The sequence below is a fragment of the Streptomyces sp. JB150 genome (genome assembly GCF_011193355.1).
Classification (GTDB): Bacteria; Actinomycetota; Actinomycetes; order Streptomycetales; family Streptomycetaceae; genus Streptomyces.
The window spans coordinates 5261412-5286178 of the sequence record NZ_CP049780.1; the positions used below are offsets into that span (position 1 = coordinate 5261412).

Below are 24767 nucleotides of genomic sequence, written 5' to 3' on the forward strand. Positions count from 1 at the left end.
CGGCAGACCCCACACGTACGGCAGCACCCACGAAGTCCGCAGCACCCACAAGCACGGCAGCACCCCGAAGAACGGCAACAACGCACACCGCGTCCGTCAGCGCACCGACAAGGTGGAACCGTGAAGGCGATCCGTCGATTCACCGTCCGTCCCGTTCTCCCCGCACCCCTCCGGCCGCTGAGCGACCTGGCGCGCAATCTGCGCTGGTCCTGGCACGCGGAGACGCGCGACCTGTTCCAGTCCGTCGACCCCGACCGCTGGGCCGCCTCGGGCGGCGACCCGGTCCGGCTGCTGGGCAGCGTGCCGCCCGCCCGGCTCGCCGAGCTGGCCGAGGACCGCCGCTTCCTGCGCCGGCTGACCACGGTCGCCGACGAGCTGCACGACTACGTCACCGGCGACCGCTGGTACCAGACCCAGCCCGGCGAACTCCCCGCCGCCATCGCCTACTTCTCCCCCGAGTTCGGCATCACCGCCGCCCTGCCGCAGTACTCCGGCGGTCTCGGCATCCTCGCCGGCGACCACCTCAAGGCGGCCAGCGACCTCGGCGTCCCGCTCATCGGCGTCGGCCTGCTCTACCGGCACGGCTACTTCCGCCAGACCCTCTCCCGGGACGGCTGGCAGCAGGAGCACTACCCCGTCCTCGACCCCAACGAGCTGCCGCTGGCCCTGCTGAAGGAGCCCGACGGCACCCCCGCCCAGGTGACCCTCGCCCTGCCCGGCGGCCGCTCGCTGCGCGCCCGGATCTGGCTCGCCCAGGTCGGCAGGGTGCCGCTGCTGCTGCTCGACTCGGACGTCGAGGAGAACGACCACGGCGAACGCGGCGTCACCGACCGGCTCTACGGCGGCGGCAGCGAACACCGGCTGCTCCAGGAGATGCTGCTCGGCATAGGAGGGGTACGGGCGGTGCGCACGTACTGCCGGCTCACCGGCCACCCCGCCCCCGAGGTGTTCCACACGAACGAGGGACACGCGGGCTTCCTCGGCCTGGAGCGGATCGCCGAACTGTGCGCGGACGGCCTCGACTTCGACTCGGCGCTGGAGGCGGTGCGGGCCGGCACCGTCTTCACCACGCACACGCCCGTCCCCGCCGGCATCGACCGCTTCGACCGGGAGCTGGTCGCCCGCCACTTCGGCCCCGACGCCGAACTGCCCGCCATCGACGTGCACGGCGTCCTCCAGCTCGGCGGGGAGAGCTACCCCGGCGGCGAGCCCGGCCTGTTCAACATGGCCGTGATGGGCCTGCGGCTGGCCCAGCGCGCCAACGGCGTCTCGCTGCTGCACGGCAGGGTCAGCCGGGAGATGTTCTCCGGGCTGTGGCCGGGGTTCGACCCGGAGGAGGTGCCGATCACCTCCGTCACCAACGGGGTGCACGCCCCCACCTGGGTCGCCCCGGAGGTGCTCCGGCTCGGCGCCCGGCAGATCGGCCCCCAGCGCACCGAGGACGCCCTGACGATCGGCGGCTCGGAGCGCTGGGACGCCGTCGCCGACATCCCCGACCAGGACATCTGGGACCTGCGCCGGTCGCTGCGCGAACAGCTGGTGCAGGAGGTCCGCGAGCGGCTGCGCACGGCGTGGCGGCAGCGCGGCGCCGGCACGGCGGAGCTGGGCTGGATCGACGGGGTGCTCGACCCGGAGGTCCTCACCATCGGCTTCGCCCGCCGCGTGCCGTCGTACAAGCGCCTGACGCTGATGCTGCGCGACCGCGACCGGCTCAGGGAACTGCTCCTGCACCCCGAGCGGCCGGTCCAGATCGTCGTCGCCGGCAAGGCGCACCCGGCGGACGACGGCGGCAAGCGCCTCATCCAGGAGCTGGTCCGGTTCGCCGACGACCCGCGCGTGCGCCACCGGATCGTCTTCCTGCCCGACTACGGCATGGCGATGGCGCAGAAGCTCTACCCCGGCTGCGACATCTGGCTGAACAACCCGCTGCGCCCGCTGGAGGCCTGCGGCACGAGCGGCATGAAGGCGGCGCTCAACGGCTGCCTGAACCTGTCGGTGCTGGACGGCTGGTGGGACGAGTGGTTCCAGCCGGACTTCGGCTGGGCCATCCCCACCGCCGACGGCCACGGCACCGACCCCGACCGCCGGGACGACATCGAGGCCGCCGCGCTGTACGACCTGCTGGAGCAGCGGATCACCCCGCGCTTCTACGAGCGCGGCCAGGGCGGGCTGCCGGACCGCTGGATCGAGATGGTCCGCCAGACGCTCACCCTGCTCGGCCCCAAGGTGCTGGCGGGCCGGATGGTCCGGGAGTACGTGGAACGCCTCTACGCCCCCGCGGCCCTCGCCCACCGCTCCATGGACCCGGACGCGGCGCGGGAGCTGGCCGAGTGGAAGGCCCGCGTCCGCGCGGCCTGGCACCGGGTGACGGTGGACCACGTCGAGACCTCCGCCACGGCGGCCACCGCCGAGCTCGGCACCACCCTCACCCTGCGGGTCCGCGTCAATCTCGGCGACCTCGCCCCCGAGGACGTCGAGGTCCAGGCGGTCTCCGGCCGCGTCGACTCCGAGGACCGCATCGCCGACGCCTCCGCCGTCCCCCTCAAGGCGGCCGGCGGACCCGACATGGAGGGCCGGTGGGTCTACGAGGGCCCCCTCTCCCTGGACCGCACCGGCCCCTTCGGCTACACCGTCCGCATCCTCCCCGCCCACCGCCTGCTGGCCTCGGGCGCGGAACTCGGCCTGCTGACGGTCCCGGCGGACGAGGTGCGGGAGGCGGCGGGGGTGCTGATGAGGTGACCCGGCAGGGGCGGGGTCGGGGCCGAAGTCAGCTCTGCGAGATCACTCCGGGTTCCGGTCGCACAGGGCCCGCAGCGCCTTCCCGCACCGCTTGGCGTAGGCGTGCTGGAAACCGCGGGTGGCCGGGCCGCCGGCCCTGGCGTACCAGCGGGCCGCGCGGCTGAAGGCGGAGACGGTCAGCCAGACCGTGCCGTCGCCGGTGCGGTTCACGACGAACGACTCCTCGCCGCACTCGGGGTGGCCGGGCAGGGTGCCGTAGGCCCAGCCGGCGCGGCGGGGCTCGTCGACGGTCCAGACGATCCGGCAGGGCGCCTTGACCAGTCCGGCGAGGATGACGGTGACCGTCACGTCGGGGGCGGCGCGGTCGGCGCTCGCGTCGATGCCGACGCCGATGGCGCGGTGCATCTCCCAGGTGCACACCGCCTCGGCGGCCCGGCGGAAGACCTCGTGGCCTTCGCCGATCCGGGTGCGGACGTCCATGCGGTGGAAGCCGGGCGGGCAGAAACCCGGCTCACGGGTGCCGCCGACGTCCGCGTACGTGAATTCCCCAGGAGACATGTGCCCCAGCGTAGGGCGGCACCCGGCGTCGCCTTCCCGCCGGGTGCCGCCCCTCGGTCGAGCGGGTCAGTTGACGTTGACGGCCGCCCAGGCCGCCGCCACCGCCTTGTACTCGGTGCTCGACGCGCCGTACAGCGCCGACGCCGCGTTCAGGGTCGCCGTACGGGCGCCCTTGTAGTTGGTCGTCGAGGTCATGTACGTGGTGAGCGCCTTGTACCAGATCGCCGCGGCCTTGGTCCGGCCGATGCCGGTGACCGCGGTGCCGTTGTACGTCGGCGAGTTGTAGGCGACACCGTTGATGGTCTTGGCGCCGCTGCCCTCGCTGAGCAGGTAGAAGAAGTGGTTCGCCGGGCCGGAGGAGTAGTGGACGTCCAGGCCGCCCAGCGAGGACGACCAGTAGTCCGCGGACGCGCCGTCCTTGCTCGGCTTGTCCATGTACCGCAGCGGGGTGCCGTCGCCGTTGATGTCGATCTTCTCGCCGATGAGGTAGTCACCGGGGTCGGCGGGGTTGTTGGCGTAGAACTCGACCGCCGCGCCGAAGATGTCGGACGTGGCCTCGTTCAGGCCGCCGGACTCGCCGGAGTAGTTGAGCCCGGCCGTGTTCGAGGTGACGCCGTGGGTCATCTCGTGGGCCGCCACGTCGAGCGAGGTGAGGGGCTTGGTGTTGCCCTCGCCGTCGCCGTACGTCATGCAGAAGCAGCTGTCGGACCAGAAGGCGTTGACGTAGGCGTTGCCGTAGTGGACGCGGGAGTACGCGGCCTTGCCGTCGTTCTTGATGCCGTTGCGGCCGAAGGTGTTCTTGTAGTAGTCCCAGGTCGTCTGCGCGCCGTACGCGGCGTCGACGGCTGCGGTCTGGTCGGTGGAGGAGCCGGACGCGGTGCCGGTGCCCCAGACGTCGTCGGCGTCGGTGAACAGGGTGCCGGCCGAACCGCTGGTCGAGCGGGCCTTGTTGTACGTCTTGTGGCCGCCGCGGGCGGTGTCGTAGAGCTGGTACGACGACCCCGACAGGTAGGTGCCGAGGGTGACCGTCCCGTTGTAGAGGCCCTTGCCGGTGCCGGTTTCGATGCCCTGGTACTCGTAGAGCTTCTTGCCGGTGGCGGCGTCGGTGATGACGTGCAGCTCGTTGGGGGTGCCGTCGTCCTGGAAGCCGCCGACGACGGTCTCGTAGGCGAGGACGGGCTTGCCGCCGGCCGCCCAGATCACCTTGCGGGGGGCCTTCGCCGCGTCGGACTCCGTCCCGCCGAGGGCCTTGGCGCGCTTGACGGCCTGGGTCTCGGCGGCGGCCGCGGTCACCTCCGGGGTGAGGTCGGCGACCGCGATTCTCGCCTTGGTCGCCTTGGTGACGCCCTCGGTCTTCCCGGCCGGGCTCTCGTGCACGACGAGGTCGCCGCCGAGGACGGGAAGGCCGGCGTAGGTGCGCTCGTAACGGATGTGGAGGCTGCCGTCGGCGTCCTTGACGACGTCGCGGACGACCAGCTCCTCCTTGGCGCCGAGGCCTATCTCGCCGGCGGTCCGCTCGGTGGCCGCGTCGGCCTCGCGGATCAGGGCGGTGCGGGTGGCGGGGGAGAGGGCGAGCGGGGTGGCGGCGCGGGCGGCCGGACCCTCGGCGGGGGTCTGGGCGGTGGCCGGGCCGGTGGTGAGGCCGGTGGTCAGGAGGGCGCCGGCGGCGATGGCGGTGGCCAGCGCGAGAGTGCTGCGCGTGGGGGACACACAAGCTCCTTGGGTGGGGCTGCTGGGACGTCGTGCGGCGGGTGAGGGAAGAGTGGCACCCGTGGTGCGTACATGTCAGGAGCCCCACGTGATGTTGGCCGAAAACCAACTCCCAAGAAAACGTTTCCGAAAGGTAAAGCGGGGCAGCGAAAGGGGCGCCGCCTCGGGGGAGTTGCCCCGGAGCGGCGCCCCGCGCCTGCGAACCCGGTTTACGGGAAGGTCAGCTTCCAGCTGTTGATGTAGCCGGTGTCCTGCGCCGCCTGGTCCTGCACCCGCAGCTGCCAGGTGCCGTTGGCGGTCTCGGAGGAGGCGTTGACCGTGTACGTGGTCTGCACGTTGTCCGCCGAGTCGGACGAGCTGAAGTTCTTCAGCCGGTACGCCGTCCCGTCGGGCGCCACCAGGTCGATCACCAGGTCACCGCGCCAGGTGTGGATGATGTCCACGCCCACCTGGAGGTTGGACGGCGCGTTGCCGGCCCGCCCGGTCACGTTCACCGACGAGGTCACCGCGGCGCCGTTGTCCGGGATGGACACGTCGGTGGTGTTCTCGAACGACGTGCCGCCGCCGCCCCCGCCCGAGCGGGACCCGACCGCCACACCGGCCCACGCGTCCTGCACCGCCTTGTACTCGGCGCTGGTGGTGCCGTACAGCTCACCGGCGACCGCCAGCGTGCCGGTGCGGGCGCCCGCGTAGTTGGTGGTGGAGGTGAACTTGGTGGTGAGCGCCTTGAACCAGATCTGCTCCGCCTTGGCCCGGCCGATGCCGGTGACCGGCAGCCCGTCCGCGGTGGGCGAGTTGTAGCTGACGCCGTTGATGGTCTTGGCGCCGCTGCCCTCGCTCAGCAGGTAGAAGAAGTGGTTCGCGGGGCCGGAGGAGTAGTGCACGTCGATGGAGCCGATACCGGAGTACCAGTTGTCCTTCGACGAGCCGTCCTTGCTCGGCTTGTCCATGTAGCGCAGCGGCGTGCCGTCGCCGTTGATGTTGATCTCCTCGCCGATGAGGTAGTCACCGACGTCGGAGGAGTTGTTCGCGGCGAACTCCACGGCCGCGCCGAGGATGTCGGACGTCGCCTCGTTCAGGCCGCCCGACTCGCCGCTGTAGACGAGCTTCGCGGTCACCGACGTCAGACCGTGCGTCATCTCGTGCGCGGCCACGTCGATCGAGGTCAGCGGGTTGGCGTTGCCGGAGCCGTCGCCGTACGTCATGCAGAAGCAGCTGTCCGACCAGAACGCGTTGACGTAGTTGTTGCCGTAGTGGACCCGCGAGTAGGCGCCGACGCCGTCGCCGCGGATGCCGTTTCGGCCGTGCACGTTCTTGTAGTAGTCCCAGGTCAGCGCGGCCCCGTAGTGGGCGTCGGCGGCGGCCGACTCCAGGTTGGACGGGCTGCCGTTGCCCCACACGTCGTCCGGGCCGGAGAACAGCGTGCCGGTGCCGGAGGTGCCGCGGTTGAGGTTGTACGTCTTGTGGCCGCCGCGGGCGCCGTCGGTGAGGTTGTACGTCGAGCCCGTCTGGGTGGTGGTCAGCGGGACGGTGCCGCTGTACACGGTGTGGCCGGTCCCGGTGTGGACGGCCTCCCACTCGAACAGCTTCTTCCCGGTCGCGGCGTCGGTGACGACGTGCAGCTCCTGCGGCGTGCCGTCGTGCTGGAGACCGTCGACGACGGTCTCCCATGCCAGGGTCGGGGTGCCGTTCGCCGCCCAGATCACCTTGCGCGGGGCGCGGTCCACGTCCGGGTTCTTCGCCTTCTCCGCCTTCGCGGCGGCCAGCGCCTGCCGCTCGGCGCGCTCGGCGGTGATCGCCGGCGTGAGGGTGGCGGGCTTGACGGCGGCCCGGGTGGCCCGCACGACTCCCTCGGTCTCACCGTCCTTCGCCGCCTTCACGACCAGGTCGCCGCCGAGCACGGGCAGACCGTCGTAGGTGCGCTCGTAACGGGTGTGCGTGGTGCCGTCACGGTCCTGGACGACGTCCCGGACGACCAGCTTCTCCTTGGCGCCGAGACCGAGTTCGCGGGCCGTCGCCGCCGTGTCCGCCTGGGCCTCGCGCATCAGCTCGGCGCGCTGGGCGGGGGTGAGCTTCTTGGGCAGGGCGCCCGGGTCCGCCTGGGCCGACGCCGACGGTGCCTTCTCCGGGGCGGCGGTCGCGGCACCGGACTGCACGGCTGCGGCGACGAGGGCGGCGACACCGACCAGCGCGACGGCCGCCGCCCGGCGGCGGGGGGTGTGGGAGGTGCGTCTGTGAGAGGGACTGCTGCTCAACACTGACTCCTTCTGCGCGGCCGCGGATCACGCGGCCAGGGGAGACCGGACGGCGGGTGGGCCGTCCGGGCGTGCGTGGAGCTGGGCCGCACCACAGCGGCGAAGGTCTGTGGGGTTGCTGTGAGGTGGCCGTGGGAAGAGTGGCAGCACCGCGCCCTTTCTGTCAGGGGCGCGTCAGAAACTTGGCCGGAAATCGTTCGTTGACCGGGAGTTCACGTTCGATATACGGACTCGCCAGATCCGCCCCAGCAGCTTGCGCGGCGGCCGGCCGCCGGTCAGCGGCTGTCGCGGCAGCCTGCCGCCGGCCCGCGGCGAGGGCCGTGGCGAGGTCCGCCGCCACTCTGTGGCCCGCAGCGGCCCGGCGCCGGCCCGCGGCTGTCGCGGCAGTCTGCCGCCGACCGGTGGCGAGGGCTGTGGCGATGCCCGCTGCCACCCCGTGGCCCGCGGCGGCCCGCCGCCACCCCGTGGCGAGGCCCGCTGCCGCCGGTCCGCGCCTGTCGCGGCAGCCTGCCACCGGGCCACGGTGAGGGCTGTGGCGAGGCCCGCTGCCACCCCGTGGCCCGCGGCGGCCCGGCGCCGGCCGGCGGCTGTCACGGCAGCCCTGCCGCCGGCCCGCGGCGAGGGCCGTTCAGGCCAGGCTGTCCCGCCAGGCGCGGTGCAGGGCCGCGAACCGGCCCGTGCCCGCGATCAGTTCCGCCGGGGTGCCGTCCTCCACGATCCGGCCCCGCTCCATCACCAGCACCCGGTCCGCGATCTCCACGGTGGACAGGCGGTGCGCGATCACCACCGCCGTACGGCCGTTCAGCACCGTCGCCATCGCCCGCTGCACCGCCCGCTCGCCGGGGATGTCCAGCGAACTGGTCGCCTCGTCGAGGATCAGCACCCCGGGGTCGGCGAGCAGCGCCCGCGCGAACGCCACGAGCTGGCGCTGACCGGCCGAGATACGGCCGCCCCGCTTGCGGACGTCCGTGTCGTAGCCCTCGGGCAGCGCGCTGATGAAGTCGTGCGCGCCGATCGCCTTCGCCGCCCGCTCGATCTCCTCGCGGCTCGCGTCCGGGCGGCCGATGGCGATGTTCTCGGCGACCGTGCCGGAGAACAGGAACGCCTCCTGCGTCACCATCACCACGCCGCGCCGCAGCTCCGCCGTGGACAGCTCGCGCAGGTCCACCCCGTCCAGCAGCACCCGGCCGTCCGTCGGGTCGTAGAACCGGGCGACCAGCTTGGCCAGCGTGGACTTGCCCGCGCCGGTGGAGCCGACCACCGCGACGGTCTGCCCGGCCGGCAGGGTCAGATCGAAGCGGGGCAGCACCTCGCCGCCCGTGCGGTAGGCGAACCGGACGCCGTCGAAGACGACCTCGCGGCCGGGGCGGTCCGCGTCCGTCAGCGGCGGCAGGGGCCTCGGCGCGGACGGCTCGGGCACGGACGGCGTCTGCGCCAGCAGCCCGGCGATCTTCTCCAGGGAGGCCGCCGCCGACTGGTACGAGTTGAGGAACATCCCGAACCGGTCGATCGGGTCGTACATCCGCCGCAGGTACAGCACCGCCGCCGCCAGCACGCCCAGCGCCAGGGTGCCCTCCGCCACCCGCCAGGCGCCCCACAGCACGAGCAGCGCGACCGCCGTGTTGCCCACGACCCGCGAGCCGACGACATAGCGGGCCATCTCCAGCAGCGCGTCGCCGTTGGTGCGCTCGTGGCGCCGGTTCAGCTCCCGGAACTCGGCGTCGTTCGCGGCCTCCCGGCGGAACGCGCGCACCGGCCGGATGCCGTTCATCGTCTCCACGAACTTCACGATCACCGCGGCGATGGCGCTCGACCGCCGCAGGAACACCCGCTGCACCCGGCGCCGGTACATCCGCACCAGCCACCACAGCGGCACGAACGACGCCACCGCCAGCCCGCCCAGGCCCAGATCCAGCCACAGCAGCAGCACCGCCGTGTACACACACGACAGGATCACCATCACCAGCTCCTGGAGGCCGTCCTCCAGCAGCTCGCGCAGCGACTCCACGTCGCTCGTGGAGCGGGAGATCAGCCGGCCCGAGGTGTAGCGCTCGTGGAAGTCGATGCTGAGCGCCTGCGCGTGACGGAAGATCCGGCCGCGCAGGTCCAGCAGCACGTCCTGGCTGACCCGGGCGGAGGCCCGCACGAACCCGTACTGCAGCACCCCGGCCGCCAGCGCGCACACCAGATAGCCCGCCGCCACCGCGACCAGCGGCCCGCGGTCGTCCGCGCGCAGCGCCGGCACGGCGTGGTCGATGGCATACGCCACCAGCAGCGGGCCGGCCTGCACCGCCGCCTGCTGGAGCAGCAGCAACAGGGTGGTGAGCGCGACGCGCGCCTTCATCGGGGCGAGCAGGGACCGCAGCAGGGCGGCGGTGGCGCCGGGCGGGGTGGGCAGCACGTCCTGGTCGAAGGGGTCACCACCGGGCGCGCGCCGCTCCTCCGGCTCGTCCTTGGCGGGGGCCGTGGTGGTGGCCGTCATCGGCCTTCCTCCTCTTCGCCAGACATCAGATGGGCGTACTCGGCGTGGGAGCGCAGCAGTTCCTGATGGGTGCCCACGGCGGTGATCCGGCCGCCGGAGAGGAGGGCGACCCGGTCGGCGAGCAGCACCGTGGAGGGGCGGTGCGCCACGATCAGCGCCGTGGTGCCGGCGAGCACCCGGCGCAGCGCGGCCTCCACCGCGGCCTCCGTGTGCACGTCCAGCGCGGACAGCGGGTCGTCCAGGACCAGGAAGTCCGGCCGGCCCACCACCGCGCGGGCCAGCGCGAGCCGCTGCCGCTGCCCGCCGGACAGGCTCAGCCCCTGCTCGCCGACCTGGGTGTCCACGCCCTGCGGCAGCGCGTGCACGAAGTCCGCCTGCGCAACCGCCAGCGCGCGCTCCACCGCGTCCGCGTCCGCGCCGCCGCCCGCGCCCATCCGGACGTTCTCGGCGACGGTGGCCGAGAACAGCGTCGGCTCCTCGAAGGCGACGGCGACCCGTGTCCGCAGCTGCTCGCGGGACATGGCGGTGATGTCCACCCCGTCGAGGGTGATCCGTCCCTGTGTCACCTCGTACAGCCGCGGCACCAGCGCGGTCAGCGTCGTCTTCCCGCTCCCGGTCGCCCCCACCAGCGCCATCGACTCCCCCGGCCGGATCCACAGATCGATCCCCTCCAGCACGGGCGGGGAACCGGGCGGCGCGTCCGGATACCGGAAGCCGACGCCGTGGAAGCGCAGGCCCCGGTCGCCGTCACCGCTCACCGCCGTCGCTGGGGTGGACGACTCCGGATGTGCGTCCATGACCTCGAAGTAGCGCTCCGTGGCCGTCGCGGCCTCCTGGCTGAGGGCGAGGAGGAAGCCGATGGAGTCGACCGGCCAGCGCAGGGCGAGGGCGGTGGAGAGGAAGGCGACGAGGGTGCCGGCGGACAGGTCGCCGTCGGCGACGCGCACCGCGCCGAGCACGAGGGCCGCCCCGATCGCCACCTCGGGCAGCGTCATCATGGCGACCCAGATGGTGGCCAGCAGCCGCGCCTTGTGCAGCTCGGTGCCGCGCAGGGTGCGCGACAGCTCGCGGAAGGCGCGCGCCTGGCTGCGGTGGCGGCCGAACCCCTTGACGATCCGGATGCCGAGCACGCTCTCCTCGACGACCGTGGTCAGATCGCCGACCTGGTCCTGCGCCCGCCGCGCGGCATGGGCGTACCGCTTCTCGAAGACGGCGCAGACCACCATCACCGGCACGGCCGGCCCCAGGATCACCAGCCCCAGCGTCCAGTCCTGGACCAGCATGATGCCCACACCGACGAGGATCGTCACCCCGTTGACCAGCAGGAAGGTCAGCGGGAAGGCGAGGAACATGCGCAGCAGCGCCAGATCGGCGGTCCCCCGGGACAGCAACTGCCCCGAGGGCCACCGGTCGTGGAACGCCACCGGCAGCCGCTGGAGATGCCGGTACAGGTCCGCCCGCATCGCCGCCTCGACCCCGGCCAGCGGCCGGGCCACCAGCCACCGCCGCAGCCCGAACAGCAGGGCCTCGGCGAGCCCGAGCAGCAGCAGGTACAGCGCCCCCAGCCACACCCCCGCCGGGTCCCGCTCGGCGACCGGCCCGTCCACCAGCCACTTCAGGACCAGCGGAATGACCAGGCCGGCACACGAGGCGACGATCGCGACGAGCGCGGCGGCGGCCAACCGCGCCCGCACCGGCCGCACGTACGGCCACAGCCGCAGCAGGGTCCGTACGGCGGAGCGCCCGGCGGGCGGTTCGGCAAGCTGGTCGGGACCGGCTTCTTCGGTGGTGGCACGTGTCGTCGGCATCAGGTCGAGATTACGGACAGCGACGGACGACGCCCACCGAGTTTTCCGGCCCCGGCGGTTCGGCCGGGAGCGTGCTCAGGCGCGCGGGTAGGGCAGCAGCCCCCGCGCGACCGCCTCCCACGCCCCCTTCAGTTCGGCCAGCAGCTCCGGCCGCTGGGCGGCGAGGTCGGCCTGTTCGCGCAAATCCTCGGCGAGGTGGTAGAGGTGGTCCCGGCCGGCCGCGTCCTGGTAGTACTTGAAGTCCCCGCGCCGCAGCGCCCGGTTCCCCCGCACCCGCCAGAACAGGTCCCGCTCGGGCAGCGCCTCGCCGCGCAGCAGGTATCCGGCCAGGCTGTGGCCGTCCAGCGGATAGGCCGGGTCGGGTCGCGCGCCCCCCAGCTCCAGCAGCGTCGCCGTCCAGTCCGGGGAGTACACGGGCTCGTGGCTGACCTGGCGGCCGTCGATCCGGGCCGGCCAGCGCAGGATGGTCGGCACCCGGATGCCGCCCTCCAGCAGCTGGGACTTCTCCCCGCTCAGCGGCCACTGGTAGGAGAACCGCTCACCGCCGTTGTCGCTGGCGAACACGACGACCGTGTCCCGTTCCTGCCCGGAGCGGCGCAGCGCGGCCAGCACCCGGCCGACCGCCGCGTCCAGGCTCTCCACCAGCTGCGCGTACTTCGCCACCGAGCCGCCGTCGTCGTGCCGCAGCGCCGGCAGCACCTGCCCCGCCCGGATCCGCGCCGCGATCTCGGCTCCGGTCTCCTCGTCGCCCTCCGCGAGCCACGGCCAGTGCGGGGTGGTGAAGTTGAGGTTGAGCAGCCAGGGCCGCTCGTGGTCCCGGCCGACGTACTCGACGGCGCGCTCGGTCAGCACGGTCGTGTAGTAGCGCAGGTCCTGGTAGGTCGCGTCCCCCTCGTAGAGGTCGTACTCGCCGAGCTGGCCCAGCTTGGAGAAGTACTCCAGCGCGCCGCCGAAGTTGCCGAAGAACTCGTCCCAGCCGGAGCGCGTGGGGCTGTAGTCGGGCAGGAAGCCGCAGTGCCACTTGCCGATCAGCGCGGTGGCGTAGCCCGCCTCCTTCAGCAGGGACGCGAGGGTGGGATGGTCCGGGTCGAGGCCCTGCGTGCGGTTGCCGATGGGTTCCGCCAGCCCGCCCGGCGTACGGCCGGGGAAGCGCCCGGTGTAGAGGCTGAACCGGGTGGGGGAGCAGGTCGCCGAGCCCGCGTAGCCGTCGGTGAAGCGCACGCCCTGCGTGGCGAGCCGGTCCAGGTTCGGCGTCCTGATGTGCGGGGCGCCGTACACCGACAGGTCCGCCCAGCCGAGGTCGTCGGCGAGGATGAACAGGACGTTCGGCCTGCGGTGGCCGCCCGCGGCGGGGCGGGCGCGGAACGGGCGTTCGGCGGGAGCGGCGGCCTCGGCGGTGGGGGCCGTCGCCGCGAACGCGGTCGCGGCACCGCCGCCGACGAGGCCGCCGAAGGCGCGGCGGGATATCTGGGGCATGCCCAGGGACGCTGTCAGCGGGCGCCGGACAGGGTCAACGATTCACCGCGGGACTTCACGCACCGGCAACACCTTCACGCTCCCGCAACACGCACGTCAGCCGCCGACACACACGCCACGCGCTCCGGCCACCGTCCCGACACACCGGCCGGCCACCGTCCCGACGCACCGGCCGGCCACCCTGGCGCCCCCTCGGCCGGCCGACTCCACGCCACCCCGGCCGGCCACCGCCACGCCCCCTCGGCCGGCCACCGCCACGCTTGCGGCCGCCGCCCTCACGCCCCCTCAGCCGGCCACCCGCAGCAGCAGCACCGACCGCTCCGGCACCGTGATTACCGTCCCCGCGCGGTGGACCCGGCCCGGTGCCGCCGCCTGTTCCTCCTGCGCCGTGTCGACGACCACCTCGTACCGTTGCGCCCACGGCGGCCCCGGCAGGGTGAACCGCACCGGCCGCTCCCCGGCGTGCAGCACGGCGAGGAAGCTGTCGTCGAGGATCGGCGCGCCCCGCTCGTCGCGGCCCGGGATGTCCCGCCCGGACAGGTACATGCCGAGCGTGGCGGCGGGCGCGTACCAGTCCCGCTCGGTCATCTCGGTGCCCCGCGCGGTGAACCACGCCAGGTCCCGCAGGCCGTCCGCCGAGTGCGCCCGCCCCGAGAAGAACGCCCGGCGGCGCAGCACGGGATGCCGGTGGCGCAGCGCGATCAGCCGCGCGGTGAGGTCGAAGAGCGCCTGCCAGCCGGGCTCCTCCCGCAGCCCCCAGTCCATCCAGCTGGTCTCGTTGTCCTGGCAGTACGCGTTGTTGTTGCCGCCCTGGGTGCGCCCCAGCTCGTCGCCCGCGACCAGCATGGGCACGCCCGTCGACAGCAGCAGGGTGGTGAGCAGGTTGCGCAGCTGGCGGCGGCGCAGCGCGCGCACCGCCTCGTCGTCGGTCTCGCCCTCGGCGCCGCAGTTCCAGGACCGGTTGTCGTTCGAGCCGTCCCGGTTGCCCTCGCCGTTGGCCTCGTTGTGCTTGCGCTCGTACGACACGAGGTCGCGCAGCGTGAAGCCGTCGTGCGCGGTGATGAAGTTGACGGACGCGTACGGCCTGCGCCCGCCCCAGGCGTACAGGTCGCTGGAGCCCGACAGCCGGTAGCCCATCTCGCGCACGTCGGGCAGCGCGTGGCGCCAGAAGTCGCGCACGGCGTCGCGGTACCGGTCGTTCCACTCCGTCCACAGCGGCGGGAACGCGCCCACCTGGTAGCCACCGGAGCCCACGTCCCACGGTTCGGCGATCAGCTTCACCCGCCGCAGCACCGGGTCCTGGGCGATGACCGCGAGGAACGGGGAGAGCATGTCGACGTCGTGCATGGAGCGGGCCAGCGCCGCCGCCAGGTCGAAGCGGAAGCCGTCCACGCCCATCTCGGTCACCCAGTACCGCAGCGAGTCCGTGATCAGGCGCAGCACGTGCGGCTGGACGACGTGCAGGGTGTTGCCGCAGCCGGTGTAGTCGGCGTACCGGCGGGCGTCCGGCTGCAACCGGTAGTAGCCCCGGTTGTCGATGCCCTTCAGGGACAGCGTGGGGCCCAGCTCGCCGGCCTCCGCGGTGTGGTTGTAGACCACGTCGAGGATGACCTCGATGCCGGCCGCGTGCAGGGCGCGCACCATCCGCTTGAACTCGCCGACCTGCCCGCCGCGGCTGCCGGAGGCGGCGTAGGCGGCGTGCGGCGCGAAGTAGCCGATGGAGTTGTAGCCCCAGTAGTTCTTCAGGCCGCGCCCGAGCAGGTGGTCCTCGTGGGCGAACTGGTGGACGGGCAGCAGTTCGACGGCCGTGACCCCCAGCTTGGTCAGGTGTGCGATCGCCGCCGGGTGCGCGAGCCCGGCGTAGGTGCCGCGCAGCTCCTCGGGGATGTCCGGGTGCAGCTTGGTGAAGCCCTTGACGTGCAGCTCGTAGATCACCGAGTCGGCCCAGGGCGTCTTCGGGCGGCGGTCGTCGGCCCAGTCGTCGTCATCGTGGACGACGACGCCCTTGGGGACGAACGGCGCCGAGTCGCGGTCGTCGCGCACGGTGTCCGCGACGTGCTGCTGCGGCCAGTCCCGCACGTGCCCGTACACCTCGGGCGGCAGCGCGAACTCGCCGTCCACCGCCCGTGCGTACGGGTCGAGCAGCAGTTTCGCCGGGTTCCACCGGCCGCCGGTCCACGGGTCCCAGCGGCCGTGCACCCGGTAGCCGTACCGCTGGCCGGGCAGCACGCCCGGCACGAAGCCGTGCCAGATCCCGTGCGTCAGCTCGGTCAGCCGCACCCGCCGCTCGCCGCCCGCCTCGTCGAACAGGCACAGCTCCACGGCCTCCGCCCCACCCGCCCACAACGCGAAGTTGGTGCCCGCGACCCCGTCCGGCCCGACCCGGAAGCGCGCGCCCAGCGGCGTCGGCGCCCCCGGCCACACGGGTATCGCAGGCGCCTCACGCGCGGCGCCGTTCACCGCGGAGGCGGGACGTCCTTCCCCGGCACGCGTCTCCTGCTCGGCAGTGCTGGACACCAGTACGCCTCCCACGGCTCATGGAACGACGCGCACAACAAGGCCTGTGGCGTCCCGGCCCGGCTCCCCGCCGCGTCGTCCTCCCCACTGTTCTGCCCAGAGCTTGGGTCGCACTCACGTTTCCCCAGGGCGGGCGCCGTCGTTGGACGTGTTTGTGAGGCACGTACAAGGGCGCGCGCGGCGCGCGAGGGCCGCACTGGCCGCCGTAATGACATGGGCAGGACTACTGGCCGGGGCCGCCGGCTGCACCGGGGACTCCACCGGCGGGACCGGCTTGTCCGGGCCCGGCAAACCCCGGCCCCCCGAGGACGTCATCCGGGTCTTTCCGGCCGACGGCAGCAAGAACGTCCGGCCGGACACCGACCTGGCCGTCCGGGTGCCCGTCGGGCGTTTGGAGACGGTGAAGGTGACGAAGTCCCAGGACGCGCAGGAGACCCGGGTGCCGGGCCGGATCTCCGCGGACGGACGGCGGTGGGAACCCCACGACGATCGCCTGGCGCTCGCCGCCAAGTACACGGTCGACGTGGTCGCCGTCGACGGCGACGGCCGCCGCTCCGCCCGGCACACCACCTTCACCACGCACGTCCCCGGGGAACGCTTCATCGGCTACGTCAGCCCCGAGAACCGCGCCACGGTCGGCACCGGGATGATCGTCTCGATGGTGTTCAACCGGGAGATCGAGCACCGCGCGGCCGTCGAACGCGCCATCCGCGTGACCGCGAAACCCGCCGTCGAGATCCGCCCCCACTGGTTCGGCGACGACCGCCTCGACTTCCGCCCGCGCTCCTACTGGAAACCCGGCACCGAGGTCACCGTCGACCTGCGGCTGCGGGACGTCGAGGGCGCGCCCGGCGTCTACGGCCTGCAGCACAAGACCTTCACCTTCACCGTCGGCCGCAGCCAGGTCTCGCGCGTCGACGCCGCCCGGCACACCATGGAGGTGCGGCGCGACGGCGACCTGGTCGCCACCGTCCCCATCACCGCGGGCGCCCCCAAGACGACCACGTACAACGGCAAGATGGTGGTCACCGAGATGTACGAGGTGACCCGGATGAACGGCGCCACGGTCGGCTTCAAGAAGAAGAACGGCAAGGGCGAGTACGACATCCCGGACGTCCCGCACGCCATGCGGCTCACCGACTCCGGCACCTTCCTGCACGGCAACTACTGGGCGGACCCCAGCGTCTTCGGCCGGGCCAACGTCAGCCACGGCTGTGTCGGCCTGCGCGACGACAAGGGCGGCGGCGCCGACACCCCGGCCGGCTGGTTCTTCGACCGCAGCCTCATCGGGGACGTCATCGAGGTGGTCAACAGCAACGACAGAACGGTTGATCCGGCCAACGGGCTCGGCGGCTGGAACATGAGCTGGAACCAGTGGAAAGCGGGCAGCGCGGTGAGCTGACCGGACAGGGGGGAACGGTTGGGACCGAACAGTGACATTTCCCGGGCGCTCGCCGCGCTGACCTTGTGGTTAATATGCGCCGAGCGCGCGGGACGCGCTGGGGAGCGGGCCCCGGGGAGTCCGCTGAGGGTCCGGTCGCGGGCCCGGTGAGGGTCCCGGCTTCGGGCCCATGGAGGGGAGAACAAGGTGAACGTGCGACCGATATCGGGGGCGTCGGTTGACGCGCGCGGGGGGCGCGGACGCGGCAGGGGGCCGCTCGCGCTGATAGTCGGAGCGTTGCTGCTGACGGCCACCGCGTGCGGCGGCGGCTCGGAGGCCGGGTCCTCCGACCCGGGCGAGGGCAAGGGCAAGGACTCGGCCACCGCCGTGAGCGGGCAGTCGGAGGCGGTCGTCTCCATCGCCCCGAAGGACGGCGCGAAGTCCGTCGACACCAGCGGCGCGCTCAAGGTGACCGCCGCGAAGGGCAAGCTCACCGAGGTCGTCGTCAAGGACGCCAAGGGCGGGAAGGTCGACGGGAAGATATCCGGGGACGGCGCCACCTGGACGCCGTCCACCCATCTGGCCGCCGCCACCACGTACTCGGTGCACGCGGTCGCCAAGGACTCCGCGGGGCGCACCGCCGCCGAGGACTCCCGCTTCACCACGCTGACGCCGCAGAACACGTTCATCGGGCACTTCACCCCCGAGGACGGCTCCACGGTCGGCGTCGGAATGCCGTTCTCGCTCCGCTTCACCCGGGGGATCACCAACCCGGAGGACGTCGAGAAGGCCATCAGGATCAGGACCGAGCCGGCCGTCGAGGTCGAGGGCCACTGGTTCGGCAACGACCGCCTCGACTTCCGGCCCGAGAAGTACTGGAAGGCCGGCACCAAGGTCACCGTCGACCTCAACCTGGACGGCGTCGAGGGCCGCGACGGCGTCTACGGCGAGCAGGACAAGACCATCTCCTTCACCATCGGCCGCGAGCAGGTCTCCGTCGTCGACGCGAAGAAGCTGACGATGAAGGTCATGCGGGACGGCAAGGTCCTCAAGACCATCCCCGTCACCACCGGCGCCCCGGGCTACGAGACCTGGAACGGCCAGATGGTCATCAGCGAGAAGCTGACGGTCACCCGGATGAACGGCGAGACGGTCGGCTACGGCGGCGAGTACGACATCAAGGACGTCCCGCACGCCATGCGGCTGTCCACCTCGGGCACCTTCATCCACGGCAACTACTGGGGCGGCGACGCCTTCGGCAACCGCAACGTCAGCCACGGCTGCGTGGGCCTGCGCGACGTGCGCGGCGGCTGGGACAAGGACGCGCCCGCCGCCTGGTTCTTCGACAACTCGATGATCGGCGACGTGGTCGTCGTGAAGAACAGCGACGACCGGATCATCGACCCGGACAACGGCCTCAACGGCTGGAACATGTCGTGGGAGAAGTGGAAGGCGTGACGCGCTGAGCGCGTCCGGGCCCGGTGTGAGCTACGGCACCGGGCCCGTTGTCGTTAGTCCCCGTTAACCTGCCTCCATGACCGTACATCTGGAAGTCGCGGACGGGGTCGGCACGCTGCGCCTGGACCGTCCGCCGATGAACGCGCTGGACGTGGCCACCCAGGACCGCCTCAAGGAACTCGCCGAGGAGGCCACGCGCCGCGACGACGTGCGCGCCGTGGTGATCTACGGCGGGGAGAAGGTGTTCGCGGCCGGCGCGGACATCAAGGAGATGCAGGAGATGGACCACACCGCGATGGTCCTGCGCGCCCGCGCCCTCCAGGACTCCTTCACGGCGGTGGCCCGCATCCCCAAGCCGGTGGTCGCCGCGGTGACCGGGTACGCGCTGGGCGGCGGCTGCGAGCTGGCGCTGTGCGCGGACTACCGGATCGCCGGGGAGAACGCCAAGCTGGGCCAGCCGGAAATCCTGCTCGGCCTGATCCCCGGCGCGGGCGGCACCCAGCGGCTCGCCCGGCTGATCGGCCCCTCCAAGGCCAAGGACCTCATCTTCACCGGCCGTCAGGTCAAGGCCGACGAGGCGCTGGCGCTCGGCCTGGTGGACCGGGTGGTGCCGGCCGGAGAGGTGTACGAGACGGCTCGTGCCTGGGCGGCGAAGCTGGCCCAGGGGCCGGCGATCGCGCTGCGCGCGGCCAAGGAGTCGATCGACACCGGCCTGGAGACCGACATCGACACCGGCCTGGCCGTGGAGCGCAACTGGTTCGCGGGGCTGTTCGCCACCGAGGACCGGGCGATCGGCATGCGCAGCTTCGTGGAAGAGGGCCCCGGCAAGGCGAAGTTCCGCTGAAGCGTCCGCGCGGCTGAGCCTCGTCGTTGACCCGGTGTCCGGTCCGGGTCCCCCGAAGGGGCGGTTCGCGGAGCCCTGGGGCGACCGTGAGCCGCTCCGGCGAGGGTACCCGCCCGGTATGCCCGATCGAGCGGTCTTCGCAGGTCGGCCGGGGCCTGTTCGGATTTTCTCTGCCTGTGGCATATGCCGGACGGATGGCCGGGAGCGAAGGTGCACCGGGGGCGTATTCCCGCGGAACGGCCCCGGAGGGCGCGCCGGGCGGCCATGATGGGGGGCATGGCGGGGCTGGAGGGCATCGAACAGCCGCGAGGACGCGGCCGTGCCACCGCGGCGCGCTGGTCGCCCGCGGTCGAGGACGAACTGGCGCTCAGGGCACTGGAGTTGTTCGGCAACCCCACCGAAGGCGAGGTCGCGCTGCCGTCCCGTGCGGAGTCCGCGGCGACGGCCCGCCGGCTGGCCCAGGTGGTGGTCCTCCGCCAGTGGGGACTGACCCCGAAGCTGACCGAGGACGCGGTCCTGCTCGTCTCCGAGCTGGTCGGCAACGCCGTCCGCCACACCGGGGCGCGGATCTTCGGGCTCCGGATGCGCCGTCTGCGCGGCCGGATCCGCATCGAGGTCCGCGACCCGTCCCGCGGCCTGCCCTGCCTGATGCCGGTCCAGGAGATGGACGTCAGCGGGCGGGGCCTCTTCCTCGTCGACAAGCTCTCCGACCGCTGGGGCGTCGACCTGCTCCCGCGCGGCAAGACGACCTGGTTCGAGATGCGGGTGGCGGACCGCTGAACCCCGTCGCGCGGGCGGCCGAGGGCACCGCACCGCCAGATGGGTCAATCGCCCGATTTCGTCCGTGACCCCCCTATAAATGGCCGCGTGACCACGACCGACCGTCGCGCGGCGCTGCGTACCGGCGCGGGCCTCGTCGCCGCGGGTGCCCTGACCGCCGCCTGCACCTCCGGCGGCGCCGTCGCCCACCCCGAGCCCGCCTCCGCGCCCTCCGGGACCACGCCCGCCCCCGCGACCTCCGGGCGCGCCCCCGCGCTCCCCTCGCTTTCCGAACCCGCCTCGCCCCCGCACCGCTTCCCCGGCCGTCCCGGGCAGATCGCGCACGGACCGCGCGGTCACCCGCGGGTGGCCCTCACCTTCCACGGCGACGGCGACCCCGCCACCGCCCACGCGCTCCTCACCCAGGCGGAACGCCGCGGCGCCCGGGTCACCGTGCTCGCCGTCGGCAGCTGGCTCGACGCACACCCGCGGCTGGCCCGCCGCATCCTCGACGGCGGCCACGAACTCGGCAACCACACCCAGCATCACCTGGACGTCAACGCCCTGCCGGAGGCGCGGGCGCACGCCGAGATCGCCGACTGCGCCCACCGCCTGAAACGGCTCACCGGCTCGATCGGCAGCTTCTTCCGCCCCTCCCGCGCCGCCCGCGCCTCTCCCCTCGTCGAACGCCTCGCCCACCGCGCGGGCTACCCGCACCTGCTGTCGTACGACGTCGACTCGCTCGACTTCACCGGACCCGGCGCCCCCGCCGTCACCCGCACGGTGCTCGCCCAGGTCCGCCCCGGATCGATCGTGAGCCTGCACTTCGGTTACGCGGACACGGTCGCCGCCCTCCCCGCCGTACTGGAAGAACTCGACCGCCGCGGGCTCACCGCGGTGACCGCCACGGAGCTGATCCGCTGATGCCACGCACCCTCGCCACCCGCGCCCTCGTCGCCGGTGCCGCACTCGTCGCCCTCGCCGCCTGCGGCACCGACACCCGCACCGAGACCCGCACGCCCCGCAGCCCGCAGGCCGCGGTGCCCGCCCCGCCGAAGAAGCCGGAGGTCAACGGCCTGCCGGGGATGCCTCCGGTGCTCGACCCGAAGGACGTCTACGCCGCCGACCGCCCCAACAGGCTCTCCCCGGTCGTCAAGGACTTCCCGTCGCGGGTCTACGTCCCCAACACCGAGTCCGACACGGTCTCCGTCATCGACCCGAAGACGTACGAGATCATCGACACCATCCCCGTCGGACGGCAGCCGCAGCACGTCGTGCCGTCCTGGGACATGAAGACGCTGTGGGTCAACAACAACCGCGGCCACACCCTCACCCCGATCGACCCGAGGACCGGCAAGGCGGGCAAGCCCGTCGAGGTGCACGACCCGTACAACCTGTACTTCACCCCCAACGGCAAGTACGCCGTCGTGATGGCCTCCCTCGACCGCGAACTCGTCTTCCGCGACCCGCACACCATGAAGCGGGTCAAGACCGAGCCGGTCACCTGCTACGGCGTCAACCACGCCGACTTCTCCCTCGACGGCCGCTACTTCATCGTCTCCTGCGAGTTCAGCGGCGAACTGCTGAAGGTCGACACCGAGAGGATGGAGGTGGTCGGCCAGCAGAAACTGCCGTTCGAGGGCGCCATGCCGCAGGACGTGAAGATCTCCCCGGACGGCAAGCGGTTCTACATCGCCGACATGATGGCCGACGGCATGTGGGTCCTGGACGGCGACACCTTCGACCAGCCGAAGCTGCTGCCCACCGGCAAGGGCTGCCACGGCCTGTACGTCAGCCGCGACTCCCGCGAGATGTACGTCTCCAACCGCGGCGAGGGCTCGGTCTCCGTCTTCGACTTCGCCCAGAACAAGGTGACCAGGAAGTGGCACCTGCCCGGCGGCGGCAGCCCCGACATGGGCGGCGTCTCCGCCGACGGCAAGGTGCTGTGGCTGTCCGGGCGTTACGACGCCGAGGTGTACGCCATCGACACCCGCACCGGCACCCAGCTCGCCCGCATCCCCGTCGGCAATGGCCCGCACGGCCTTGCCGTCTACCCGCAGCCGGGCCGCTACTCGCTCGGCCACACCGGCATCTTCCGCTGACCCCTACCGCCGGTGGGCGCGGCGCAGCAGCACCTCCGCGCCCACCTGCCGGTAGCCCGCCGCCTGGAACGCCCGGATGCTGCGGGCGTTCCCCGGCGCCACCTGCGCCCACAGCGGCTCGCCGGCGAGCCGGCGGGCCGCCGACACCAGCGCCCGCCCCAGCCCCCGGTGCCGTACGTCCTCGTCCACCTCCACGGACACCTCCAGCCGCCCGGCGACCCCGCGCCCCATCACCAGCACCGCGCCCTCGGCCGCCCAGGCGCGCACGTCGTCGCGGCGGGCGCGGGCGTAGGCGACGCGCGGATGGCGGGAGTCGATCTCCTCCAGCGCGAGCGACGGCTCGCCCGGCAGGGGAGTGGCCACCAGGACCGCGTCGACGGTGTCCGTCGTCCGCCCGGTGCGCTCCAGGAAGGCCGTCAGGAAGCGCGGGTTCAGCGTCGCGGCGAGCGCGTCGCAGTCCAGGGCGGCCAGTGTGCCGTACACCCACCGCGGGTCCTCGTCCGTGAAGACCACCGAGTGCGCGGTGAACGACAGGACACCCGCGTCCCGGTCGCAGGGCTGCGGCACCACGGTCGTCCCGCCGTCCGCCGGAGGGAAGACGCCCCGCGCCGCCGCGTCCAGAATGTCCCGCAGAGTCTGCCCCACGCCGGCTCCTTGAGTCTCCACCCACGGGAAGGCCCAGACTCCCAGACATGAGCGATCACGGCACCGGACTCCTCACCATCGGCGAGCTGGCACGGGCCACCGGACTGACCGTGCGCACCATCCGCTACTGGTCCGACGAGGGCATCCTGACCCCGGTGGCCCGGACGGCCGGCGGCTACCGGCTCTACGACAGCGCGTCCGCCGCCCGCCTGGACCTGATCCGCACCCTGCGCGAACTGGGCCTCGGCCTGGACGACGTACGCCGGGTGCTGGCCGGGGAGCGGACGGTCGCGGAGGTCGCGGCGGCCCACGTGGCGGCCCTGGACGCGCAGATCCGGTCGCTGAAGGTGATCCGTGCGGTGCTGTCGAACGTGGCGCGACGCGGTTCCACGGCGGAGGAGACGACCCTGATGAACAAGCTGGCACGGCTGTCGGCGGCGGAACGGCAGCGGATCATGCGGGAGTTCACGGAGGAGGCGCTGCACGGGCTCGACAACGTCGACCCGGACGTCCGGGAGCGGATCCGGCAGACCTCCGTCGACCTCACCGACGATCCCACCCCCGAGCAGGTCGACGCCTGGGTGGAACTGGCCGGGATGCTCCAGGACCCGGACTTCCGGGCGCAGATGCGGCGGGCCGTGGAGTACAACGCGGCCGACCGGGACCCCGACGCGCCGCCCGGCCGGTCCCTGTGGTTCGCCAAGCGCCTGGTGGAGCTCGTGGGACCGGTCCGGCGGCGCGGGGTCGCCCCCGAGGCGCCCGAGGCGCAGGAGGTGCTGCGGGAACTGTTCGGTGACGCCGACCGCGGCGCCGTCCTCGCCCGCATGACGGCCGGCTTCGACGACCGGGTCGCCCGCTACCGGGAACTGCTGGCCGTCGTCAACCGGCAGCCCGCGCCACCGCACACCGAGGACTTCGCCTGGGTGGTCGCCGCACTGCGCGCGAGCGCGGGCAGCTAATCTGACCTGCGTCAGTGCGACAGCATCACAGAACAGAGCAGGACGAAGAGGGGCGGGCCGGTGGCCGACATAGAGGAAGCACGCAAGCAGTTCGAGCGGATCGACACGGACGGGGACGGCCAGATCACCGCTGCCGAGTTCAAGGCCGCCCTGGCCCAGGGCGGCGACTGGAACGTCACGGAGGCGGTCGCCGAGGCGATCATCGCCAGCCGTGACCTCAACGGCGACAAGCTGCTGTCGTTCGACGAGTTCTGGGCCCACCTGAACAAGTGACGCGTGCCGCACAGGGGCGCCCGTATCCCGCCCGGGATGCGGGCGCCCTCGTTCGCGCCCGGAATAGCGCCGGCCGGCGCGGGGTTGTCGCCCCTCGCAACGGCACGTCAGCAACCACGACTTGGGAAGGGCCGGCCATGAAGATCGGCATCATCGGCGCGGGCAACATCGGCGGCAACCTCACCCGGCGGCTCACCGCGCTCGGGCACGACGTCTCGGTGGCCAACTCGCGCGGACCGCACACGCTCACGGCGCTCGCCGAGGAGACCGGGGCGACGCCAGTGCGGGTGGAGGAGGCGGCGCGCGGCGCCGAGATCGTCGTCGTCACCGTCCCGGTGAAGGCGGTGCCGGACCTGCCGTCCGGCCTGTTCGACGAGGCGGCCGACGGGGTCGCCGTCATCGACACCGGCAACTACTACCCGCGCGAGCGCGACGGGCGGATCGCGGGCATCGAGGACGAGGGGCTGACCGAGAGCCGCTGGACCGAACGCCACCTCGGGCACCCGGTGATCAAGGCGTTCAACGGCACCTACGCCCAGGACCTCCTCGACCGCCCGCGCCCGGCCGGCGACCCCGGCCGGCTGGCCGTGCCGGTGGCGGGCGACGACGAGGCCGCCAAGCGGAAGGTGCGGGCGCTGATCGACGAACTCGGCTTCGACACCGTCGACGCCGGCGGCCTCGACGACTCCTGGCGCCAGCAGCCCGGCACGCCGGTCTACGGTCTGCGGGGCGGCGTGGAGGAGGTGCGCAAGGCGCTGGCGGAGGCGTCGCCGCAGCGGGCGCCGGAGTTTCGGGGCTGAC

18 protein-coding genes are annotated in these 24767 nt (G+C 72.8%); 10 read left to right on the forward strand and 8 right to left on the reverse strand.

Annotated features, from left to right (window positions below):
- Positions 1-120 precede the first annotated feature (120 nt).
- Positions 121-2739, forward strand: coding sequence for a glycosyltransferase family 1 protein (locus tag G7Z13_RS24435; protein WP_166002376.1), 2619 nt, complete (start codon positions 121-123; stop codon positions 2737-2739).
- A gap of 42 nt (positions 2740-2781) precedes the next feature.
- On the opposite strand, the gene G7Z13_RS24440 is transcribed toward G7Z13_RS24435, so the two are convergent.
- From G7Z13_RS24440 to glgX, 7 genes are all read right to left on the reverse strand, one after another.
- The gene (locus G7Z13_RS24440; protein ID WP_166002377.1) at positions 2782-3297 is read right to left on the reverse strand and encodes a DUF1990 domain-containing protein; all 516 of its coding nucleotides are present in this window, start codon (positions 3295-3297) and stop codon (positions 2782-2784) included.
- 66 nt (positions 3298-3363) lie between these two features.
- On the reverse strand, positions 3364-5007 hold the full coding sequence (locus G7Z13_RS24445; protein ID WP_166002378.1) for a M4 family metallopeptidase: 1644 nt from the start codon (positions 5005-5007) through the stop codon (positions 3364-3366).
- Positions 5008-5216: 209 nt separating this feature from the next.
- Positions 5217-7262, reverse strand: a complete 2046-nt coding sequence (locus G7Z13_RS24450) for a M4 family metallopeptidase (RefSeq protein WP_166002379.1) — start codon at positions 7260-7262, stop codon at positions 5217-5219.
- 628 nt (positions 7263-7890) lie between these two features.
- Positions 7891-9744, reverse strand: a complete 1854-nt coding sequence (locus tag G7Z13_RS24455; protein ID WP_166002380.1) for an ABC transporter ATP-binding protein — start codon at positions 9742-9744, stop codon at positions 7891-7893.
- Positions 9741-11552 carry an ABC transporter ATP-binding protein gene (locus tag G7Z13_RS24460; protein WP_166002381.1) on the reverse strand — a complete coding sequence of 604 codons (1812 nt, stop codon included), beginning with the start codon at positions 11550-11552 and terminating at the stop codon, positions 9741-9743. The genes G7Z13_RS24455 and G7Z13_RS24460 overlap by 4 nt, the downstream gene beginning before the upstream one ends.
- Before the next feature lie 75 nt (positions 11553-11627).
- Positions 11628-13028, reverse strand: coding sequence for a sulfatase-like hydrolase/transferase (locus G7Z13_RS24465; RefSeq protein WP_166002382.1), 1401 nt, complete (start codon positions 13026-13028; stop codon positions 11628-11630).
- A 285-nt stretch (positions 13029-13313) separates the two neighbouring features.
- Entirely contained in the window at positions 13314-15545 is a 2232-nt protein-coding gene (gene glgX / locus G7Z13_RS24470) for a glycogen debranching protein GlgX (RefSeq protein ID WP_166002383.1), read from the reverse strand.
- A gap of 154 nt (positions 15546-15699) precedes the next feature.
- On the opposite strand from glgX, the gene G7Z13_RS24475 reads away from it, so the two are divergent.
- The 6 genes from G7Z13_RS24475 (at position 15700) to G7Z13_RS24500 (ending at position 22089) form a co-directional block, all read left to right on the forward strand.
- Complete coding sequence (locus tag G7Z13_RS24475; protein ID WP_166002384.1) at positions 15700-16947, forward strand: Ig-like domain-containing protein; 1248 nt, start codon at positions 15700-15702, stop codon at positions 16945-16947.
- 186 nt (positions 16948-17133) lie between these two features.
- Positions 17134-18384 carry an Ig-like domain-containing protein gene (locus G7Z13_RS24480; RefSeq protein WP_166002385.1) on the forward strand — a complete coding sequence of 417 codons (1251 nt, stop codon included), beginning with the start codon at positions 17134-17136 and terminating at the stop codon, positions 18382-18384.
- 76 nt (positions 18385-18460) lie between these two features.
- Complete coding sequence (locus G7Z13_RS24485; RefSeq protein WP_166002386.1) at positions 18461-19228, forward strand: enoyl-CoA hydratase-related protein; 768 nt, start codon at positions 18461-18463, stop codon at positions 19226-19228.
- Between the two features lie 276 nt (positions 19229-19504).
- Entirely contained in the window at positions 19505-20008 is a 504-nt protein-coding gene (locus G7Z13_RS24490; RefSeq protein WP_166002387.1) for an ATP-binding protein, read from the forward strand.
- Between the two features lie 87 nt (positions 20009-20095).
- A complete protein-coding gene (locus G7Z13_RS24495) occupies positions 20096-20911 on the forward strand; it encodes a polysaccharide deacetylase family protein (protein WP_240926338.1) in 816 nt (271 codons plus the stop codon).
- On the forward strand, positions 20911-22089 hold the full coding sequence (locus tag G7Z13_RS24500) for a YncE family protein (protein ID WP_166002389.1): 1179 nt from the start codon (positions 20911-20913) through the stop codon (positions 22087-22089). Before G7Z13_RS24495 ends, G7Z13_RS24500 begins: the two co-directional genes overlap by 1 nt.
- Positions 22090-22092: 3 nt before the next feature.
- On the opposite strand, the gene G7Z13_RS24505 is transcribed toward G7Z13_RS24500, so the two are convergent.
- Positions 22093-22734 carry a GNAT family N-acetyltransferase gene (locus G7Z13_RS24505; protein WP_166002390.1) on the reverse strand — a complete coding sequence of 214 codons (642 nt, stop codon included), beginning with the start codon at positions 22732-22734 and terminating at the stop codon, positions 22093-22095.
- 47 nt (positions 22735-22781) lie between these two features.
- Between G7Z13_RS24505 and G7Z13_RS24510 the strand changes: the two genes are divergently transcribed.
- The 3 genes from G7Z13_RS24510 to G7Z13_RS24520 are packed head-to-tail and all read left to right on the forward strand — an operon-like array spanning position 22782 to position 24766.
- Entirely contained in the window at positions 22782-23693 is a 912-nt protein-coding gene (locus tag G7Z13_RS24510; protein ID WP_166002391.1) for a MerR family transcriptional regulator, read from the forward strand.
- 60 nt (positions 23694-23753) lie between these two features.
- Entirely contained in the window at positions 23754-23966 is a 213-nt protein-coding gene (locus G7Z13_RS24515; RefSeq protein WP_043504252.1) for an EF-hand domain-containing protein, read from the forward strand.
- The gene (locus G7Z13_RS24520; RefSeq protein WP_277347414.1) at positions 23963-24766 is read left to right on the forward strand and encodes an NAD(P)-binding domain-containing protein; all 804 of its coding nucleotides are present in this window, start codon (positions 23963-23965) and stop codon (positions 24764-24766) included. The genes G7Z13_RS24515 and G7Z13_RS24520 overlap by 4 nt, the downstream gene beginning before the upstream one ends.
- Position 24767 lies beyond the last annotated feature (1 nt).

What these genes read in the sequence shown, in the direction of transcription:
- G7Z13_RS24440 (WP_166002377.1), bottom strand. Translation starts at nt 3,297, where the DNA reads ATGTCTCCTGGGGAATTCACGTACGCGGACGTCGGCGGCACCCGTGAG.
- G7Z13_RS24455 (WP_166002380.1), bottom strand. Translation starts at nt 9,744, where the DNA reads ATGACGGCCACCACCACGGCCCCCGCCAAGGACGAGCCGGAGGAGCGG.
- G7Z13_RS24460 (WP_166002381.1), bottom strand. Translation starts at nt 11,552, where the DNA reads ATGCCGACGACACGTGCCACCACCGAAGAAGCCGGTCCCGACCAGCTT.
- G7Z13_RS24465 (WP_166002382.1), bottom strand. Translation starts at nt 13,028, where the DNA reads ATGCCCCAGATATCCCGCCGCGCCTTCGGCGGCCTCGTCGGCGGCGGT.
- G7Z13_RS24485 (WP_166002386.1), top strand. Translation starts at nt 18,461, where the DNA reads ATGACCGTACATCTGGAAGTCGCGGACGGGGTCGGCACGCTGCGCCTG.
- G7Z13_RS24490 (WP_166002387.1), top strand. Translation starts at nt 19,505, where the DNA reads ATGGCGGGGCTGGAGGGCATCGAACAGCCGCGAGGACGCGGCCGTGCC.
- G7Z13_RS24500 (WP_166002389.1), top strand. Translation starts at nt 20,911, where the DNA reads ATGCCACGCACCCTCGCCACCCGCGCCCTCGTCGCCGGTGCCGCACTC.
- G7Z13_RS24510 (WP_166002391.1), top strand. Translation starts at nt 22,782, where the DNA reads ATGAGCGATCACGGCACCGGACTCCTCACCATCGGCGAGCTGGCACGG.